The organism is Paenibacillus sp. FSL R10-2736 (genome assembly GCF_038000245.1).
GTDB classification, from domain to species: Bacteria; Bacillota; Bacilli; order Paenibacillales; family Paenibacillaceae; genus Paenibacillus_AQ; species Paenibacillus_AQ phytohabitans.
In genome coordinates this window covers 6,083,691-6,101,849 of sequence record NZ_JBBOBN010000001.1, presented here as the reverse complement: position 1 = coordinate 6,101,849, position 18,159 = coordinate 6,083,691, and the positions used below count along the sequence as shown (strand labels likewise).

The window sequence follows — 18,159 nt, the reverse complement described above, 5'->3', positions numbered from 1 at the left end:
CTTATTAACTGGATTCACCACTTCAGAGCCGCAGCATATTTCGGGTACAGCTCGCGGATACAGTCCGGGCAGATATCATGGGTGAACTGTAAAGAGAGCTGCAGCTTCAGGAAACGTTCAATGGTAATCCATTCCTCCTGGCTGCTGCGGACTGATTTGCAGGCTGCACAGATGGGCACGAGCTGGGGGCTTGGGTGTAGATGGACGACGCTGGGGCACTGGGTTACAAGGGGAGGACCGGCAGATTCCTCTGCATTAGGGGAAGGTCCAATATCACGCAGTGTAAGGACGGCAGTCTGATGCGCGGGTGCTTGTTGTTCAGTAAGGAGCGGGAAGATATCCAGGTGAAATATTCTGCTGCCGCCATTGCCGGTCAGGAGAGTCAATTCAACACTGGAGGCAAGGCGGATTCCCTTGAAAATATCACACAGCAGCTGCTCCAGCTTTACCATCCCGTCCGGATCAGCCAGCTTGTGCCGAAACAGCTCCAGGACATTCAATTCGAGCCAGTCCCCAGCACTTGAGAAGCCGTACAGCCGGTTAAAGTCTTCCCAGTGATCGCTGGCAAAACGGATGTCCCCAGTGCTGCCGATTACCAGCGAGTTATGCTTCATGGCATTCAGGGATTGAATGATGGAAGAAGAGATACTGTCCGGCAATGGTAATCGCTCCTTGGGTGGTGCAGGAATGACAAGCTAGGATGGCGGGAGGTTCAGCAGTTCGGCGACTTGGCGGCGGTAGCGGTCGGCTTTGCGTGTGCCGTGAATCAGGTTGGACAGCCGATAGGGTGGGATGCCGTGTAACTCACAGAATTTCTTCTGGTCCAAATGCAGTTCTGTCAGACGCTGTTTGATAGCCCAGCCATATGGAGTAATAGGTCGTTTGCTGTTCAGATCACTCACCTCTTATCGACTATCCAGCCGCTATGTTATAATTAGGAAAAGACATAATAATAGTTAATTATATACTTTTTTACGTCATTTTACAATAAAAAATAACGTTTTTACGTATAAAACATTTTGGCGGAAGGCGGGTTACCGAATGCACTCCATTTACGAACGAATTGAATCTCTCATCAAACGGCAAGGACTTACGAAGAAAGCTTTCTGTGAGCAGCTGAATATCAGCACCGGTAACATGGGAGACTGGAAGCGGGGCAAGTCGACGCCCGGCACGCATAAGCTGATTGAGATCGCCGCATTTTTTAATGTCAGCCTCGATTGGCTGATTCTGGGCAAGCGGAGTGTGGACACGGTGAAAGAAAGCGGAGAGGATTATTTTTTTGGCCAAATACGGCAATTGAATTGCCAAACGGATGAACTGCTGCAGAAAGAGAAGGAGTTTATCAAGGAATACATTGAATTTACAGAGTACCGTAAGCGCAAGGCGGATGACGGGAATTCTAATTAAATAAGCGATGCTCTGACTGGAGTGAAAATTCTTAAAAGGGCATCTTTACTTTTTGCGGCAATGGATTTATAATATTGAATGTTGGCCTCAAACAAAGCTTTATCATTTGTACACACCGCGCGGTAGTGGTGGAATGGCAGACACGCTATCTTGAGGGGGTAGTGGGTGTATACCCGTGGAGGTTCGAGTCCTCTCTACCGCATAACATGTAACAGCAGAAGCCTGAAATTCCTTATCCATAAGGGAATTCAGGTTTTTTGCTGTTTATTTGGGTTTGCAGCTGCATGGAGTGAAGTCAAATAGGAAGGGGATGAGGATTGTGCATAAGGAACGGAGTGAAGACTTGAATAAGCGACGGTGTCCGAATGGACGCTATTTGATTATTACTGCGGATGATTTCGGCATGTGCCATTCTATGAATGAGGCGATTATGGAGCTGTGGGAGGCGCGAACCATTACTTCGGCTATGATCATGGTGCCGGGTCCCTGGGCTAAGCAGGCAGCTGACTATGCCGCACATAACCGCAAAGCGAATATCGGTGTGCATCTTACGCTTACTTCCAGTTTCCCGCAGTATAAGTGGGGGCCGGTGACGAAAGATGGAAGTGTTCAGTCGCTGATTACGGCACATGGATACCTTTGGGAAACTTCGGCAGAGGTGGAGCGGCACGCTGCTGAAGAAGCAGTCAGGACTGAAGTACGCAATCAGATCGAAGCCGCCATACGGATGGGGATTGATCCGACACATCTGGACAGTCATGAGGGCAGTCTATTGGGACTGGCGGGCGGACGCTATTTTCTGGAGCTGGCCTTCGACTTGTGTGAGGAATACCGGCTGCCGTTCAAGCTGCCCCGGAACATTGTGAACCAGTCTTTTTTATCTCCGCAGATGCGGGAGTTGTTCTGGAAGAGAATTGATTCGGCAGACCGCCGGGGAATTCCGCTGATTGATGATTTAATCATTCTGCCTTATGAGCAGGAGCAGGGGGAGGGTTATCCTGATGTGAGGCGGCAATTATCGCAGGCCATCCAAGAAATGAAAGCTGGAATAACGGAGCTGGTCGTGCATCCTTCAAGGGATACTGCCGAAATGCGCACCCTTACCCCCTCTTCGGCCAAAAGAGAGATGGAATATAACTTATGTATGGACAAGGAATTCAAAGAGCTGCTGGAAGATGAAGAAATCCGATTGATATCCTGGAAGGACGTACGTGAACAGATGCGCTTGGCTAGATAAGGTAAGGCTTGGCCGGGGCTAATGACAGATAGCTTACCGGTAAGCTTAAGATGAAAAAAAACCCTTCACACCCGGCATTCATTCGGGCAGTAAGGGTGTTTGTATTTTGCGGCAGACAGATGAATTAGGTCGTTCTACTCCAGCAGCTTGGCGATGTCTGCTTCAATCTGGTCCGGTGTGGTTTGCGGTGAGAACCGCTTCAGCACGCGGCCTTCCTGATCCACCAGGAACTTGGTGAAATTCCATTTCACGCTCTTCGAGCCGAGTACGCCGGGTGCTTCTTTGGACAGATATTTGAACAGGGGATGAGCTTCGCTGCCGTTAACATTTATTTTCTCATACATAGGGAAGGTTACACCGTAATTAATCTCGCAGAACTCGGCGATGTCTTCGCTCTCACCCGGCTCCTGTCCGGCAAATTGGTTGCTCGGGAACCCGAGGACTTCAAAACCGCGGTCTTTGAATTTATCGTACACTTCCTGGAGACCCTTATATTGAGGAGTGAAACCGCATTTGCTGGCTGTGTTTACGACGAGCAGTACTTTACCTTTGTATTTGGAGAGTGATTCTTCCTGGCCCTTAAGGGTGTTGGCTTCATAATCATAGACACTCATGGATAATTCCTCCCGTACATTGATTTATCACAATTTAATTGTACACTATTCACCGTCAGAAGCAACCCTCCAGGTTGTGACAACATTGCATAATCGTTTCAAAATGCAGGGGATGTTTAAGTTAAAGGTATGTGTCCGTACAAAATCCGCTTGAAAAAGGAGAAGATCAAAGATGACTGCAGTGCAACTGAAGGCGTTATATACAGCTACAGCAACCGTTCGCGGGGGCCGCGAGGGTTCAGTGGAATCCTCGGATGGAGCCCTTAAGCATGACCTCAAAATTCCGAAGGAGCTGGGCGGTCCCGGCGGTGCTGGTACGAATCCTGAGCAGCTGTTCGCGGCGGGATATGGTGCCTGCTATGAGAGTGCGCTAGCCAACATTGCCCGTAAGGAGGGCGTGAAGCTGCAGGATGTGGAGATCACTTCCAACGTGCTGATTGGCAAGGACGAGAGCGACGGAGGCTTCAAGCTTGCGGTTAAACTGGATGTGAAGCTGCCGGGTATTGAACGGTCTGTAGCGGAAGATCTGGCGAAGAAAGCTCATGATTTCTGCCCGTATTCGAAGGCGACCCGCGGAAATATTGAGGTTGAACTGAACGTACTGTAAGGTATGGTGAAGTAATATCATTGAAAATGATATGTTCCCGTATAAGGCCGGACAGCCGATGTCCGGTCTTATACTATGTGGAGTCGCAGAAACAACGGGTAGGAATGAACAAAGCTGGAAATAATGGCTAAATAGAGTCGGAGAAGGTTAGAAGTGCAATAAATAGCGGGCGCGAGCTTGCTGTTTGGTTGACATCACCCCGGAAATTCTTTAATATGTCTAAGTATCTGTTAATGTCGCGTGTGCTATTAACTACCAAAAATTTAAATAATGGGTGATGAAGATGTCTTACAGACCGAATATTACGAATGTGACCAAAGCCAGCAGCAATGATAAGGAAGGATTGTACGAGTTCATTATCAAGCTTGCTGACGGAACGGAGTGCCGCGCGTTCTACAATCGGTTTCCGGAATGGAAAATGACGAACATCAGCCGCCTGCTCAAGACGCCATGTCCGGTATGCCGCAAAGATTTCATCTGCAGATGCATGGATTCCTTCACAGCTGATTTCGAAGGGCAAATGATCGGGGACGAGTGGATTAACAAGGCAATTGCTGAATAATTACACGTACGGACGTTGTAGGCGCGGGAGCTATCCCGCGTTTTTTGTTTTTTAGAAGAAGGATATGAAGGGTACACTATGATTAAGAGGAAGGGGGCGGCGAAGTGGCTGAAGAGTACAAGGAAATGCAGGGTAAATCCATTGTGCTGATTGATGGAGTCTGTCATCTGTGCCAGGGGCTGGTCCGGTTTATTGTTCCCCGTGATCCCCGGGCGAACTTCATGTTCGCCTCCTTGCAGAGTGAGGCGGCCAAGGAATTGCTGAGGGCTGGCTGCCTGCCAGACAATCAGTTAAACACAGTGGTGCTTGTGGAGAACGGCAGCTATTATACAGAGTCGGCTGCAGTGCTGCGGATTGCCCGCAGACTGCGGTTTCCGTGGCCGCTCGCATATGTGTTCATCCTGGTGCCGAAACCGCTGCGTAACGCCTTGTACAGGCTTGTGGCAAGGAACCGCTACCGCTGGTTCGGCAGGGATGAGCAGTGTCTGCTCCCGTCACCGGATCTGAAGCGGAGATTCCTGTAGCGGGAAACCGGGTTTAATAAAAAGCAGTGCCGCCTCTCAGAGGACGGCACTGCTTTTTGGTAAGAAGATTTTGACACGGATGAATTCCGTGCTTCCTGAACGGGGCCTTACGGCTTCAGAGGTTCTGTCTTAAGCATATAGCTCTGGGAAAGCTTCCATTTGCCGTCAGCAGACTTCTTCAGGGTTGTCACAGTGGTGGAGCGGCTATCCGGTAACGCAGGACCGCTTAGTTTCTTGGTCGTCTGCACCAGATATACGGAAGCTTCATCGGCTGTATAATCAATGATCTTGGAAGAATCGATAGCGGAATCCAGATCATAGACCTGGAACATCTGGGCATACACCTGTTTGGTCTGAGTATATGCGGGAGAAGTCTCGTCAATGGTCGAGAGCAGGCCGTCCAGGTTCTCTTTGTTGGTATAATCAAAATTAGCCTGAACCACAGCATTGATCAGATCTTCGTCAGCTTTGGGGACCGAAACTGCTGCTTCGAGTGTCCCCTCCGGAAGGGAATACTCTATTGCTTTGATCTGCAGATTGCTGATCTGCCACTGTGTGCTGCCGGTACTCCGGGTCAGGGAATAGATGTACTCAGCTTTGCTGTTCAGCATAAAAGCACCGCCGAGCTTCTTGCTGGTTTCGATCGTCTGCACAGTTGCTTCACTCTTCTGCACATCAATAATGTTCAGCTGCTCAATGGTGGTCTTGGTATCATACTCCGCCATTTGTTCCTCAAGCTGCGGACCAATCGCGGTTAGCGGAGATTGCGGATCGATAAGCGACACGAAACCTTTGGCATTCTCATTATTCAAATAGTCGGCATACTTATCGAAGAGGGCTGAGATTTCTTTGGTGGATGCAGCAGTGTCTACTGCGCTGGTAATCGCTACGGTATTAGCTTTGGCATCCCAGCTCACCTGGTTGCCGGTAGCTTCACTGACGAAGCGCAGCGGGACATACGTCACATTATTAATCATCCGGGGAGCGGATACCAGCGACTTGACCGTTCCATTCACGCTGGCTTTTTTGCTGCCGATCTGCAGCTTGATGCTCAGGCCTTCCTTACTGGCGGTGACGGTGCTGGTCTTGGCATCCCAGGTAAGCTCCAGGCCCAGCTTCTCGAAGATCGGGCGCATAGGCACGAGGATAGAATCGTTGTCTTTGACCGGCGAGCTGGAACTCAGGTTCAGCTTCTGCTGATCAATCAGGACTGTAATAGGTTGTTCTGCTGCGGCAGCGGATAAGCTGACTGCACCGGATAAGGCAAGAACGGCAAGGAATCCGGGAATTAGTTTCATAATTGTGAAACTCCTCTCTATAATCTGGACTAACTTATGTATGTACGTATGTATTATAAAGGTACGCGGAGAATGATCACATATCCCTTGCAGGACATGTAAGGTAGGGGGATTCTGGGGGGTTCACTCGGATATTGGTAAAAAAGATATTGCTGAGCTATTATATATATGCTACTATAGCTGTAAATTAAAGGAACAGTAACGGAAGCACCGTTCAATGACCGTATCCCACGGTTATTGGCGGTGCTTTTTTTGCTGCCATTTTTGCCAATATTCTGAGAGGAGAGTGATTTCATGACGGCAAGAATTGTACTTGCAGTCCGGGAGAGCGAGTACATTGAACCGCTGCTGCATTATCTTCACCATAGTGAGTATGGGGAAATGCTGCGGATCACAGCGTTCAGCAGGCTGGACACTTTTATGGAATTTATGAAGGGAGACGAGATTCCGGATGCCGTTGCCGGTGACCCTTCCTTCATTGAAGCCTGGCTGGTGGAAGGAAGGAGCACGGTTCCGTGGGCAGTGTTGAGTGATGCGGGAGATCTGCCGAATGCCGGTAATGCGGCAGGAGGAATGAGGATTGCCAAATACCAGGCGCTTCCCTCGCTGCTGGAGTCCGTTCTCCAGCTGTGTGATCTGAAGCGGGTCAGGACTGCTGCTGCTCCCAAGGAGCAAACACTGCTGCTGGGGGTTGTCTCGGCAAGCGGCAGCAGCGGCAAAACAACGCTTGCCCTGAATATGGCGAAGCAGCTTGGTGCACTCGGCCTCTCGGTGTTCTACCTCAACCTGGAGAGTGTGGACAGCAGCGGATTATATCTGCGGATGCCGGGCGGTAACGCTCCGGGCTTTGAACGCCTGCTCTACGAACTCAAGGCTGGGGGAGAGAACAAGGGAGGGAGGGGGAAGCCCTTATGGAAGGATTATGCGTTCAGGCATGATAGCCTGCGTTGTGATGCATTCAGACCTGTGGAGAATTTCAGGGAAATGCTCCAGATGTCACGGCAGGATACGCTGGAGATATTAGAAGGGCTGGCTGCGTCCGGAAGCTATGATGTGATCATTGCGGATACCGGAAGCATTGAGGAGGAGCGGGCTCAGGCTGTATTACACAGATGCGGACTCCTGCTGTGGGTACTGAAGAATGAACAGGTAAGCCGGTACAAGACGGAACGCTGGCTTACCTACTTCGACAGCCCGCATTCCGGCATGCCCCCGGAACTGAGAGCCAGGAGCAGATTTGTGATGAACTGCTGTTCGGATGCGGTGAATGACAACCTCGCGGATGCCCGAACCGGGCTGGCGGGTACACTTCCGTATATTCCTTCCTGGGGGATGCAGCATTACGGAGAGCTGTGTCTGAGCTCACCTCAATTCATAGCGGGAGTACAGCAGCTCTGCAGAAGCATAATTGAACCGGCTTTGCCGGGCGTATTTACCGGGAGTTCTGCATGAATGAAGAAATGTTCAGAGCACTGCGCAGCGACATCCGGGCAGGGCTGGACGTTACTTCGGCCATAGGAAACCATGAGCTTGCCGTTTTTATTGAACGGATTATTCTTGGACGGGACAATCTGCAATTTTTGACGGCCAAGGAGAAGCACGAGCTGGTGAAGAAGCTGTTCGACTCCTTCCGGGGGCTGGATATCCTGCAGCCGCTGATAGATAATCCGGCCATTACCGAGATTATGATCAATAGCCATGAGGAGATCTTTGTGGAGGAGGATGGCATGATCCGCAGACTGCCGCTGGCTTTTGAATCCAGAAGCCGGCTGGAAGATATTATCCAGACTGTAGTCTCAGGTGTTAACCGGGTGGTGAATGAGTCTTCGCCAATTGTAGATGCCCGGCTGCAGGACGGTTCGCGTGTCAATATCGTGCTGCCGCCTGCTGCGCTAAGGGGCCCGGCAATGACCATCCGCAAGTTCCCTGAGACACCTATGACCATGGCCGAGCTGGTGACGCGTGAAGCGCTCAGTCAGGAAGCTGCAGAGCTGCTGCAGATTCTGGTTGCGGCCAAGTACAACATCTTCATCAGCGGGGGGACAGGCTCGGGAAAGACTACCTTTCTGAATGCCCTGTCGCAGTTCATACCGCCGCAGGAGCGTGTGATTACGGTAGAGGATTCTGCGGAGCTGCAGATTGTCACGGTCCCGAATCTGGTCTCGCTGGAGACCAGAAATGCCAACACGGAAGGAAGGGGCGAGATTACCATCCGCGATCTGATCCGCACTTCACTGCGGATGCGGCCGAACCGTATTGTTGTCGGTGAGGTGCGTGGAGCAGAGTGCCTGGATATGCTGCAGGCGATGAATACCGGCCATGACGGAAGTTTATCAACAGGCCACTCCAACAGTGCGCATGATATGGTCAGCCGTCTGGAAACTATGGTTCTCAGTGCCGCGGAGCTGCCGGTAGCTGTAGTCCGTCAGCAGATCGGGTCAGCGATTGATATATTCGTACATCTCTCACGGCTGCGGGACCGTTCACGCAGAGTCATGGAGATTTGTGAAGTTGCGGGTCTGCTCAGCGGAGAGGTTGAGCTGAATCCGTTATATGAATTTCGGGAAACCGGGGAAAGGGATGGCCGGGTACTGGGCGGCCTTGCCGCCTGCGGCAATCCGCTGCTGCATACAAACAAACTGCGAATGGCCGGAATCAGTGATTATTCATTGCTGCGCTTCAGCGCAGCCAGAAGGAAGCCAGAGGAGGTTGTGTCCTGAATGCCTTGAAGAACAGAAGCCAGAGTGTACCCAAAGCGGATAGAAGGATATTCGCGAAAGGAATAAAGCCGGTTCAGCCGCCTGGCGGATCTGCTGCGGGCGAGCAAGCAGTGCTTCCGGATTATACCCGGTACGAATTGAACGCCATGCAACGAATTCTGGTCATTCTGACGGGTGGTGTACTGTTATTTGGCCTTGGTTACCTGTTCTATCATCATCTGCTTCTCTCTGTCCTGCTTGTGCCGGGCAGTGCAGCCGGCCCCCGCCTGCTGCGCAAATACCTGCTCCAGCGCCGGCGCTCAGCGCTTAATCTGCAGTTCAAGCAGATGCTCTTCTCCCTCTCTTCATCGCTATCCGCCGGACGGTCGGTAGAGAATGCATTTCGCGAGGCGGTGCTTGATCTGCGGATGCTTGACCCGGAGGGCAGCGGTGACATGATCGCTGAGCTGAATATTATCTGTACCCGTATGGAGTACGGGGAGCCGGTGGAAGAAGCGCTGTATGATTTCAGCAAAAGGGCAGGCATGGAGGATGTGGAACGTTTTGCAGATGTATTCATGGTCTGCAAGCGGACGGGCGGTGATCTCGTGGAGATCGTGCGCCGCACTTCTACAATTATTGGAGAGAAGCTGGATATCCAGCAGGATATTGCGGTCAGTATTGCCCAGAAGAAATTTGAGGCAAAGGCCTTACTCGTCTCTCCGCTGATGATGGTGATGTTCATGAGCCTGACAGCGGGAGACTATATGCAGCCAATGTATACAGGTGCTGGAATAGCGGTCTCCACACTGGCGCTGATTGCCTTATTTCTCTGCTATCTCTGGACCTCCAAGATCATGGATATTCCATTGTGAAGAGGAGGGAGGGTTGACATGTCACTGTTATGTGCTGCAGTCATGCTTATCTTCACCGCCGGCTGGCTGATTCTGCGCTTCAAATGCGGCGGCCGCTACACAGCGCTGCGTGAGCTGCCCATGGCAGGGCTCCGGCTGCGGTGGCTGGGCGAGCCAATCCTGCTGCTTGTGGAGAAGGGGAAGGTCGTTAGCCTAATCCCGGCAGTAATGTTCAAAATTCAACGCTCGCTGCAGCGGATCTACGGCATGCGCCATAGCGCAGAAAGAACTTTGCTTTTCATGGGAGAGATGTTCAGCTACAGCTGGCTGTTGATCACAGGAGGCAGCGCACTAACCTTGTTTACGGGTGAGCAGGCGGGAATCTCAATTGGCGGCCTCCTAGCAGTTCTACTTCCGGTTGCGATGGTCAGTGACCTGCACAAGAAGGTGCGCCTGCGGGAGCAGCTAATCCTGCTTGAGCTGCCGGAGCTGCTGAATAGCCTAGTCTTGCTTGTTGGTGCAGGCGAGACGGTGCAGAGGGCAATCCTCCGCTGTGTCAACGGCCGCCAGGGAGACAGCGCCCATCCGCTGTATGCTGAACTGCTGAAGATGACAGCGGAATGGGAAGGCGGCTATTCGTTCCAGCAGGCGTTTGAGAACTTCAGCAAGCGTTGTGCGGTGCAGGAAGTCTCCATCTTCACAACTACAGTACTGCTAAATTACCGCAGAGGCGGGGCTGACTTTGTTCTGTCGTTGCGTGATCTGTCGCGGATGCTCTGGGAGAAGCGGAAGGCTATCAGCCGGACCCACGGGGAACAGGCTTCCTCAAAGCTGGTCTTCCCGATGGTGGTTATCTTCTTAATTGTGATTGTGCTGGTGGGGACACCGGCGCTGATGATGTTAAAAATGTAGGAGGTAGAAGCATATGATGACGCTGATTGCAGAAGGTGTGAGGAATTTTTGGAGAGATGAAGATGGACTGGGCACGCTCGAGATGATACTGATTATTGCTGTGTTGATTGCGGTAGTGATGGTGTTCCGTGAAGAGATTGTAAAGGTAGTTAAGGATTTGATTAGTACTGCCGGAGATAAGAGTCAGGAAGTATTTGAGTGATTCCTCTACAGGAGGAGGAGGGAAGCTTCACAATCGAGGCTTCGCTTCTGCTGCCGATCATTATGTGCATCACAATGCTGCTGCTGTTTTTCTCCCTCTACAGCTATCAGAAGTCAATGCTGCTGCAGGTTGGCTCAGCTGCAACCGAGCGTGCGGCCTACAATTGGGAGAATAGCAACAGGACGGTGGATGGGGAATTCGCAGCTGGCAATTATGATCCGCTGTACTGGAGAATCAGCGAAGATGGATTATTGGGGTCCTTGTTCGGAAAGGGTGCACAGAATGGTAGTACGGCAATTGTACTGCCTGGTGAGGCGGAGGGTGGGGGCGAATTGCCCGTAGTGAAGCTGCGGCAAGCTTCGAAGATTGTCCCGTTGAATCTGACGGGAGAGCTTAGCTACACTTATGGACTCACAGGCCGCAAGATCAGTGCTGAATTAAAGAAGGTGCTGAGTTTACCTGTCTTGGATGAATTATTGGCGGATGAGGCGGTTCCCGAGGTATCTGCCAGCTCCTATGTTACTGAGCCTGTTGAGTTTATTCGAACCGTAGACCTCATGCGTTACTACGGGTCCAAGTTCAAGAATCATTCATCCGGCAGCAAGGAGGACACTGGCATGGAGAAGAAGAACGCTGCCCTCATGCTGGACAAGCTGCACTAAGCTGCCAGAGTATCTCGGCGGGACTGGTTCAGGTGATGGGGCCAGAGGGAGGTGATAACGGATGCTGCATTCCAAGGAATGCAAGTTGATCAGCAAGCTTCCTAGCCCGGGCCGCTGCCGGAATTACGCAAGTCGGAGCGGAACTAGGAACAGAAGTAGCATCAGAAGTAGCGATAGTAAATTCAGATATCTGCATACAACTGAAGGATCTGTCTCCATTTTTCTGATTATGATACTGGCTTTCGTATTTCTTTTCACCACTGTGCTCATAGATTACGCACGGATTGCGGCTGTGAATGTGCAGGAGGAACGTTTGGCGAGAGCAGGGGTCCGCTCCGTGATGTCCTCTTATGATATTACTTTACGGGACCGGTATGCCCTGTTCGCCTTCGGCGGTAACGATGGCAATCAGCTGCTGTCCAAGGTGCTGAACGATAATCTGTATGAGAGCGGGCGGGCAGATGCCTTTAATCTGCTGCCGGTAAAGCTGGATTCCTCTTCGCTGAACTGGAGCCGGCCGCTTGGCAGCTACGATATCTTCCGGCGGCAGATTATTGAAGATATGAAGTATAAAGCACCTGTTGATTTCGCACTGGAGCTGGCAGGAAAGCTGAAACCCCTGTCTGCGGCAATGACGGAGGCTTCACAGACAACGCAGATACTGGGAGACCTGCAGCCTCTATATACTCAGCGTGAGGAAGCATTGGAACTTATGCTGCAGAAGAGAAGAGAGGCTGCTGACAGTACAGTGAAGCTGCAGAAGCTTCTGATGAATCCTCCTGCTAATCATATATATCCTGCTGGGCTGGGCTCCATTGCCTCTGCTGCGGATATCCCGGCGATGTATAACGATTATTTCGCCAAGTATTACGAGGATTTGTTCCGGGATACCAAAAAACCGCCGAAGTACTCAGGAGTTCTATCGCTGTATAGAAATCAAGTATCTGATTTGATCAGCCGGATACCTGGTGTTCTGGCTGAGGTTCAGGCAGACCATAACTCCCGGTTACAGGAGGCCAGATCAGCACTTACGAAGGTTGAGGATTTAAACCGGCAGATGAAAAGCATGCTCGATCAGTCAATGGCTGCCGAAGATACTGCCGGAAATGATCCTGCGCGGAACTGGGACATCCCGGGGAGCGCGGAAGAAATGAATTCAGAGCCGCTCAGGAAGCTGAGGGAACAAGCAGCAAGCCTTATTCTCCCATCATCCGAGTTTAGTACTATGGACAATAACTTAGGGGAACAGGAACAGGCTGCAATGAACCTGGAGCCGGCAGTATCCGGATTACCAGCCGTATTGAGTGCATTATCAGGATCATCTGGAGAGTATTCAGGCATGGTTACAGGTGTTCTGAATGCTTCAGGGACAATTCATAGTTATATACAGAATTATGGCGAGCATGGATCCATTATTACAGCTGAGGCCGCGCAGATTGACGGCCGCCGGACTTCGGACAGTGGGCGCAGGCAAACGGAACAACAGGCCAAAACCAAGCTCGGGGAGGCTATGAAACTGCTTAATGAGATCCGCGGTCTGGGTGAAAGCGCAGAAGAAGCCGTGGAACGGTACCGTAGTCTGCGTCAATACTACGAGGAGAATGTCTCTTTCAATGAGGGTATAGAGCAGGAAGCAACAGTTACTGTGAATAGAAGTGATCAGTATACTGCCGGAAAATCATCAATGAAAAATATGGACGGCTTGTACTCAGCGATGAGCAGTGTTCTGGAAGGCGCCAGGGACAGATTGTATCAAGCAGAGTATTCAGCAATGTATTTCCGTCATTTTGATCTATCGGCGCTGACTCCGCTGGCTTCTGGGTCTGCAGAAGGATTCGGAGAAAAGCTCGGGGAACAACTTGATCCTCAGGCTCAGGAGCTGGAGTATATTCTGTACGGCTTCTATAATCCTGCCGGGAATGTAGCGGCGGCATATGGGGAGATCTTTGCCTTGCGCCTGGCCGTAAGGACTATGGAGGGAATGATAGAGAAAGCCAGTCTGGGCAATCCGCTGGCGGTCCTGGCTGCTGCACTTTTGTATGGAGTTGAACAGGCTGTTCAGGACATGCTTCTGCTCTGCAGGAACGGGGAGATTCCCTTATCCAAATATATGACCGCGAAGCTTACCTATCGTGATCATTTGCGGCTGTTCCTTCTGCTGCATGGAGGAGGGGAGGAGCAATTGGCCCGGATGCTTGCACTTATCCGCCTGAATACCGGCACTGATCCGGCGGGGAAGTTCACGTATGCCTCAGCAGAGCTCACAATGGGCATGCCGCTGTGGTTTCTCCCTGGAGTAGTGAAGCTGGTGGATTATAGTGCAGGACTCTCCGGGGACGTCCGGGGTAAGAATTATTTCAGGAAAGTAGGGGCCGACTTTTCTTATTGAAGGAGGATTGGCCGAATGAAGCTCTGTCTGCGGAAATCGCCGGGCCCGCGTGATGAAGGCAGCATGGTTGTAGAAGCGGCGCTGGTTCTACCCATGTTTCTGTTATTTGTCCTGTTCCTGATCTTTATTGTGCAAATGACACTATATTCCACGGCGCTGCAGAGCACGGTTTCCGATACGGTTAAAATAGTCTCGGCGCATATGTATCCTGCGGCTTTGGCCGCACAGCAATGGGATGATGCAGGTGAAGCAGAGAACACAGATTCGTCCGCTGGCTCTGCCTCCCCGGGTGTATGGAGTATTCCGCGGTTGTCGCTTGCCGAATGGAGCGAGCATTATGTGAAGGAGCTTCCTGAACCTATGGAATCTTGGGTCAGCGCTGCAATCCAGCAGGGAGAAGGGCCGCTCCAGAAGGTGCAGGCCGGAGCTTCCGAGGCCGTATTGGATATAGCACTTAAGCCTATGCTGAAGCCGTATCTGTCTTCGGACTGGCTTGAATTCAGCCGGATTCATGTGTCCAATGTAACCGTCCCTGATCTGAATAAAGGAACACATCCCTACTTCGGATTGGTAGTCAGCTATGACTTGCCGATGAATGTCCCGTTCCTGAATCAAAAGATTGTACTTGAGGCCAGTGCAGTCGAACGCTTATGGGTCGGCAACACAGATGTATCCGGAGATGGCGGTGCGGCCGGACCTGATGAACAAACAGGCACCATTGTCGTCCTGGAGAAGCCTAATCCGGGCGTGGCGAACCATCAGGGCATGATAAAGGTTAAGGTGCCTCCGGGCGCTTCGGCGAACCTGGCCATTTTTTACAAGAGTGGTCAGAGCACGGCCAAATATCTGGGCTGGAAGCAGGCGGATGAGAACGGATATATCGAATGGGAATGGAAGATAGGCGTAAATACAACACCGGGGACCTGGCCCTTCGTCATTTGTTTGGCTGACGGCACCACCTTGGAGGCTACTTTTACAGTTGTGAAATAACTGAAGTTTACGGGAAGGGGAGTGCGGATGACAGAATGGGCTTTTTGGGGCTGCCTGCCGTTCCTGACAGCAGCATTTTTCACCGATATACGCTGGATGAAGATCCCTAACTGGATTACATTGCCTGCACTTGTTGCAGGAATATCCCTGCAGGTGATTATGAGCGGCCGGCATGGACTGCTCTTATCTTTGTGTGGTGCAGGTTCGGGGTTTCTGCTGCTGCTGATCATGTATTTTATCGGGGCAGTGGGGGCTGGAGATGTTAAGCTTTTTGCCGGAATTGGTGCCTGGACTGGTGTATTGTTCTCCCTGCAGGTAATTGTGTATTCTGTGCTGTTGGGAGCCGTTGTCGGCTGGATAATGATTCTCTTCAGGCGGGAATCAGGCCGGAGGGTACGCGGTATATTAAGCAGAACAGCGGGATTCCTGCTGCTCCGTAATACGGATATGTTCAAAAAAGGACAGGGGAGTGATCTGCTCCGGTTTCCTTTTATGCTGGCTGTTTTTCCGGGATTTATCTGTGCGTATTATTATTTCTGACTTGAGGTTTGGAGTTATAACAGCTCAGGAGGTGAAGCTGCTTGTTTGGACTGGAACGTGATTTCGTGCAGCAGGATGGGATAACGATGCTGCTCGGTAAGCCAGAGGGATTGGCGGCAGGAGAGCTTAACATGGTTCAGGCCCGCATGCTGATGAACACCGGTATTCCGCATCATCTGCGGCTGCTTCTTAGAGAGATAGACCTGCAGGTGACACTGGCATATACCGTATCAAGACGAAAAATGCTGGGGGCTCTGCTCAAAAGTGAGAGGCTGAGCATGCTGGAATTCTTCGGGCTGCTGCTACAGATCGCTGCAGGTATGGAGGAGGGGCGCCTGTATATGCTGCGTGCAGAGCAGTACGCGTTGCATGAAGACTACATCTTCATTGAGGGTCCGTTAAACAGTGGAAAAGTGTTCCTTACCTACCTTCCACTGCAGCATACAGAATCAGCTGTAAGTCCGGGGGAGTCATTGAGATCGCTGATCATGGTATTTATGGCGGCCATCCATGAGCTGTCCGGCGACGGAATGCAGCGGCTGCTGCAATACTGCGGGGAGGAGGCTTTCAGCCCTGCAGGGCTTAAGGAACTATTAGCAGAATTGCTGACAGGGGCAGACCAATACAGGGCTCCTCCTGAAGCCATGGGGCTGGTTCAGGGGAAGCTGGCAGGAGAATCAATTCGGTCAGCAGACAGAATGGAACAGCCTCCGCTCCGTAATCTGGAAGAGCCAAAGACGGCTTTACCGGGGAGAGCAGCCTTCGCGTGGGAGCAAGGAGATAAAGACACAGTGCCTCCTGCTCCTGGACAGGCGCCAGATCAGGCTCCATGGATGAGCGGCGCACCGCGGCTGAAGCGGAAGGATGGGGGAGCAACCGGAGAACAGCTGATGCCTGATATGCCTGAACATACCCTCCAAGCTGCTGTGGACGGAACATCATCGTATCGGACGTATATTGTACTTGGTGCAGTGATGTGCGATGCGTTGTTATGGAAGTTTCTCTATTTAAATAATCCCTTGACGCTTTGGCTTGCGGTCTGTGCAGCAGTAACTCTGGGGCTGGCAGTTGTATGCTGGATGGTGTGGATCGGTAGGATTACCCGGGGCGGATCTGAGGAAGAGGAAGAATTTTTGGAGGAGGGGACAGAGGACAGGAAGGGTACCGGCCGGAAGCTGAGGAATGAGCTGGAATGGGATTTTGGCAGAAATCCGGTAGCGCCGTTCCGGACTTCAGCTCCCGCTTACATGCGTTCAGAACAAGCATCATCTGCTGAAATCTCTTATCTTAGGGGGACAATGGCAGGCGGACAGGGTACAGCCCCGGAGATTGCCGAGGAACGGATTCATGTGAAAGAAGCGCCTGCTGCTGTAGCTGCCACGGCGCTGCTTATCCGGGAACCGGAACCAGTTAAAGGGGGTAGGCTCCCATCAAGCGGGCGGGCAGTTCCTTATCTGGAAAGAAGCGAGGCGGATGACGGCGGAACTCCTGAGAGAATTGAACTAAACCGCCCCAGCTTCATTATTGGCCGCTCTTCAGAGGTCGCCCAGTATGTAGAGACATCTGAAGGGGCATCGCGGGTGCATGCCGAAATTTCCAGAAGCGCCGGCGGGTATATCCTGAAGGATCTGGACTCCAGGAACGGCACACTTCTCGCTGGTGAGGTTATGGTTCCTTATAAAGAGTATCCGTTGACCGAAGGAGCGGTGTTCACGATTGTTAAGGGCTGCTATACGTTTCACACTTGAGATTTCAGCTGTTCAAGCGCCGGCTGCAGGGTTGGATAGGTGAACGTGAAGCCGTTATTCACTGCTTTGGAAGGAAGTACGCGCTGTCCCTCAAGCAGAATTTCTGACAGCTCACCTACGGCAGCCTTCAGCAGAAATGCCGGGACGGGGAACCAATGCGGACGATGATAGACTTTGCCGATCATGCTTCCGAATTGTTCGTTCGTAACCGGATGCGGTGCAGTGGCATTGACAGGACCCTCGATCTCAGGATGAAGAATGCAGAATTCGATTAGCCGGACGATATCCGTCAGGTGAATCCAGGACAGCCACTGCTTGCCGCTGCCGATTCTGCCGCCGAAGCCAAGGGAGTACGGCAACCTCATTTTGGGAAAAGCACCGCTCTCATTGCCCAGCACAACGCCTGTGCGCAGTTTGACCAGCCGGCAGCCGGAATATGCTTCATCGGCAGCCTCTTCCCAGGTCTTGACGACTTCTGAAGGGAAGTCTACAACGCGGGTTGGAGAAGATTCATTATAGGTATCCTGCCGTGAAGTCCCGTAAATGGCGACAGCAGAGGACTGGACGACTACCTGGGGCTTATGCAGCAGCGTCTGCAGCAGCTTCCCTGCTGCGGTAACGGTTTCCAGCCGCGATTTCATAATCGCCTGCTTGCCGCTTTGAGTCCAGCGCTGGCTAAGGGAAGCTCCGGCAAGATTAACCAGTGCATCTGCGCCTTCGGCAGCTTCTGGATTTGATTTCAGACTGTCCCAGGTAAGATAGCTCAGACCCGGATGAGATCGTGGGTTCGCCGGAAGCTTGCGGCCGACACTAATGAGCTGATGCCCGCTTTGCAGCCAATATTCGGTCAGCTCGCTGCCGATGAAGCCGCTGCCTCCGCAAATGATATATTTCATAGGGGTGCTCCTGTT

At 51.8% G+C, this 18,159-nt stretch carries 20 protein-coding genes and 1 tRNA gene; 16 read left to right on the top strand and 5 right to left on the bottom strand.

What is annotated here, in order from left to right; translation table 11 throughout:
• Nucleotides 1-14: 14 nt before the first annotated feature.
• Nucleotides 15-659 (bottom strand): PAS domain-containing protein, encoded by a 645-nt coding sequence (locus tag NSQ73_RS26070; protein ID WP_340988758.1) that lies wholly within the window; start codon nt 657-659, stop codon nt 15-17.
• A gap of 36 nt (nt 660-695) precedes the next feature.
• Nucleotides 696-893, bottom strand: a complete 198-nt coding sequence (locus NSQ73_RS26065; RefSeq protein ID WP_076242814.1) for a Rha family transcriptional regulator — start codon at nt 891-893, stop codon at nt 696-698.
• Between the two features lie 148 nt (nt 894-1,041).
• On the opposite strand from NSQ73_RS26065, the gene NSQ73_RS26060 reads away from it, so the two are divergent.
• From NSQ73_RS26060 to NSQ73_RS26050, 3 genes are all read left to right on the top strand, one after another.
• A complete protein-coding gene (locus NSQ73_RS26060; protein ID WP_042134309.1) occupies nt 1,042-1,410 on the top strand; it encodes a helix-turn-helix domain-containing protein in 369 nt (122 codons plus the stop codon).
• Between the two features lie 119 nt (nt 1,411-1,529).
• Nucleotides 1,530-1,612: transfer RNA gene (locus NSQ73_RS26055), tRNA-Leu, on the top strand.
• Nucleotides 1,613-1,753: 141 nt separating this feature from the next.
• Entirely contained in the window at nt 1,754-2,647 is an 894-nt protein-coding gene (locus NSQ73_RS26050) for a polysaccharide deacetylase family protein (RefSeq protein WP_340988755.1), read from the top strand.
• A 134-nt stretch (nt 2,648-2,781) separates the two neighbouring features.
• Here the strand turns inward: NSQ73_RS26050 and NSQ73_RS26045 are convergent, their stop codons facing one another.
• Nucleotides 2,782-3,261 carry a glutathione peroxidase gene (locus NSQ73_RS26045; RefSeq protein ID WP_039296358.1) on the bottom strand — a complete coding sequence of 160 codons (480 nt, stop codon included), beginning with the start codon at nt 3,259-3,261 and terminating at the stop codon, nt 2,782-2,784.
• Between the two features lie 187 nt (nt 3,262-3,448).
• On the opposite strand from NSQ73_RS26045, the gene NSQ73_RS26040 reads away from it, so the two are divergent.
• From NSQ73_RS26040 to NSQ73_RS26030, 3 genes are all read left to right on the top strand, one after another.
• Entirely contained in the window at nt 3,449-3,868 is a 420-nt protein-coding gene (locus tag NSQ73_RS26040) for an organic hydroperoxide resistance protein (protein ID WP_042140820.1), read from the top strand.
• A gap of 283 nt (nt 3,869-4,151) precedes the next feature.
• Complete coding sequence (locus NSQ73_RS26035; RefSeq protein WP_039296361.1) at nt 4,152-4,430, top strand: hypothetical protein; 279 nt, start codon at nt 4,152-4,154, stop codon at nt 4,428-4,430.
• A gap of 125 nt (nt 4,431-4,555) precedes the next feature.
• On the top strand, nt 4,556-4,954 hold the full coding sequence (locus tag NSQ73_RS26030) for a thiol-disulfide oxidoreductase DCC family protein (RefSeq protein WP_340989416.1): 399 nt from the start codon (nt 4,556-4,558) through the stop codon (nt 4,952-4,954).
• Nucleotides 4,955-5,061: 107 nt separating this feature from the next.
• Here NSQ73_RS26030 and NSQ73_RS26025 read toward each other — a convergent pair whose 3' ends face one another.
• The gene (locus tag NSQ73_RS26025) at nt 5,062-6,252 is read right to left on the bottom strand and encodes a copper amine oxidase N-terminal domain-containing protein (RefSeq protein WP_340988754.1); all 1,191 of its coding nucleotides are present in this window, start codon (nt 6,250-6,252) and stop codon (nt 5,062-5,064) included.
• Nucleotides 6,253-6,546: 294 nt separating this feature from the next.
• Here NSQ73_RS26025 and NSQ73_RS26020 point away from each other — a divergent pair, with 294 nt between their 5' ends.
• The 10 genes from NSQ73_RS26020 to NSQ73_RS25975 all read left to right on the top strand — a co-directional run bounded on the left by NSQ73_RS26020 (nt 6,547) and on the right by NSQ73_RS25975 (nt 17,248).
• The gene (locus NSQ73_RS26020; RefSeq protein ID WP_340988753.1) at nt 6,547-7,704 is read left to right on the top strand and encodes a hypothetical protein; all 1,158 of its coding nucleotides are present in this window, start codon (nt 6,547-6,549) and stop codon (nt 7,702-7,704) included.
• Nucleotides 7,701-8,972, top strand: a complete 1,272-nt coding sequence (locus tag NSQ73_RS26015) for a CpaF family protein (RefSeq protein WP_340988751.1) — start codon at nt 7,701-7,703, stop codon at nt 8,970-8,972. Before NSQ73_RS26020 ends, NSQ73_RS26015 begins: the two co-directional genes overlap by 4 nt.
• Nucleotides 8,973-9,034: 62 nt before the next feature.
• Complete coding sequence (locus tag NSQ73_RS26010; protein ID WP_340989414.1) at nt 9,035-9,826, top strand: type II secretion system F family protein; 792 nt, start codon at nt 9,035-9,037, stop codon at nt 9,824-9,826.
• A gap of 18 nt (nt 9,827-9,844) precedes the next feature.
• The gene (locus NSQ73_RS26005) at nt 9,845-10,717 is read left to right on the top strand and encodes a type II secretion system F family protein (protein ID WP_340988749.1); all 873 of its coding nucleotides are present in this window, start codon (nt 9,845-9,847) and stop codon (nt 10,715-10,717) included.
• A gap of 13 nt (nt 10,718-10,730) precedes the next feature.
• Nucleotides 10,731-10,919, top strand: a complete 189-nt coding sequence (locus NSQ73_RS26000) for a Flp1 family type IVb pilin (protein ID WP_076242375.1) — start codon at nt 10,731-10,733, stop codon at nt 10,917-10,919.
• A complete protein-coding gene (locus NSQ73_RS25995) occupies nt 10,916-11,581 on the top strand; it encodes a TadE family protein (RefSeq protein ID WP_340988748.1) in 666 nt (221 codons plus the stop codon). The genes NSQ73_RS26000 and NSQ73_RS25995 overlap by 4 nt, the downstream gene beginning before the upstream one ends.
• Nucleotides 11,582-11,894: 313 nt before the next feature.
• Nucleotides 11,895-13,970 carry a hypothetical protein gene (locus NSQ73_RS25990; RefSeq protein WP_340988747.1) on the top strand — a complete coding sequence of 692 codons (2,076 nt, stop codon included), beginning with the start codon at nt 11,895-11,897 and terminating at the stop codon, nt 13,968-13,970.
• A 15-nt stretch (nt 13,971-13,985) separates the two neighbouring features.
• Nucleotides 13,986-14,960 carry a pilus assembly protein gene (locus tag NSQ73_RS25985; protein WP_340988746.1) on the top strand — a complete coding sequence of 325 codons (975 nt, stop codon included), beginning with the start codon at nt 13,986-13,988 and terminating at the stop codon, nt 14,958-14,960.
• A 27-nt stretch (nt 14,961-14,987) separates the two neighbouring features.
• Nucleotides 14,988-15,500 carry an A24 family peptidase gene (locus NSQ73_RS25980; RefSeq protein WP_340988745.1) on the top strand — a complete coding sequence of 171 codons (513 nt, stop codon included), beginning with the start codon at nt 14,988-14,990 and terminating at the stop codon, nt 15,498-15,500.
• A gap of 41 nt (nt 15,501-15,541) precedes the next feature.
• Nucleotides 15,542-17,248: a DUF6382 domain-containing protein gene (locus NSQ73_RS25975; protein ID WP_340988744.1), complete on the top strand. Its 1,707-nt coding sequence runs from the start codon at nt 15,542-15,544 to the stop codon at nt 17,246-17,248.
• Here NSQ73_RS25975 and NSQ73_RS25970 read toward each other — a convergent pair.
• Nucleotides 17,239-18,144, bottom strand: coding sequence for a TIGR01777 family oxidoreductase (locus NSQ73_RS25970; RefSeq protein ID WP_340988742.1), 906 nt, complete (start codon nt 18,142-18,144; stop codon nt 17,239-17,241). The two genes, NSQ73_RS25975 and NSQ73_RS25970, sit on opposite strands and share 10 nt — an antisense overlap.
• Between the last annotated feature and the right edge of the window lie 15 nt (nt 18,145-18,159).

Coding starts and splice junctions, on each gene's coding strand:
- NSQ73_RS25970 (WP_340988742.1), bottom strand. CDS start 18,144: ATGAAATATATCATTTGCGGAGGCAGCGGCTTCATCGGCAGCGAGCTG.
- NSQ73_RS25980 (WP_340988745.1), top strand. CDS start 14,988: ATGACAGAATGGGCTTTTTGGGGCTGCCTGCCGTTCCTGACAGCAGCA.
- NSQ73_RS26005 (WP_340988749.1), top strand. CDS start 9,845: ATGTCACTGTTATGTGCTGCAGTCATGCTTATCTTCACCGCCGGCTGG.
- NSQ73_RS26000 (WP_076242375.1), top strand. CDS start 10,731: ATGATGACGCTGATTGCAGAAGGTGTGAGGAATTTTTGGAGAGATGAA.
- NSQ73_RS26035 (WP_039296361.1), top strand. CDS start 4,152: ATGTCTTACAGACCGAATATTACGAATGTGACCAAAGCCAGCAGCAAT.
- NSQ73_RS26030 (WP_340989416.1), top strand. CDS start 4,556: ATGCAGGGTAAATCCATTGTGCTGATTGATGGAGTCTGTCATCTGTGC.
- NSQ73_RS26060 (WP_042134309.1), top strand. CDS start 1,042: ATGCACTCCATTTACGAACGAATTGAATCTCTCATCAAACGGCAAGGA.
- NSQ73_RS26020 (WP_340988753.1), top strand. CDS start 6,547: ATGACGGCAAGAATTGTACTTGCAGTCCGGGAGAGCGAGTACATTGAA.
- NSQ73_RS25985 (WP_340988746.1), top strand. CDS start 13,986: ATGAAGCTCTGTCTGCGGAAATCGCCGGGCCCGCGTGATGAAGGCAGC.
- NSQ73_RS26025 (WP_340988754.1), bottom strand. CDS start 6,252: ATGAAACTAATTCCCGGATTCCTTGCCGTTCTTGCCTTATCCGGTGCA.
- NSQ73_RS26015 (WP_340988751.1), top strand. CDS start 7,701: ATGAATGAAGAAATGTTCAGAGCACTGCGCAGCGACATCCGGGCAGGG.
- NSQ73_RS26045 (WP_039296358.1), bottom strand. CDS start 3,261: ATGAGTGTCTATGATTATGAAGCCAACACCCTTAAGGGCCAGGAAGAA.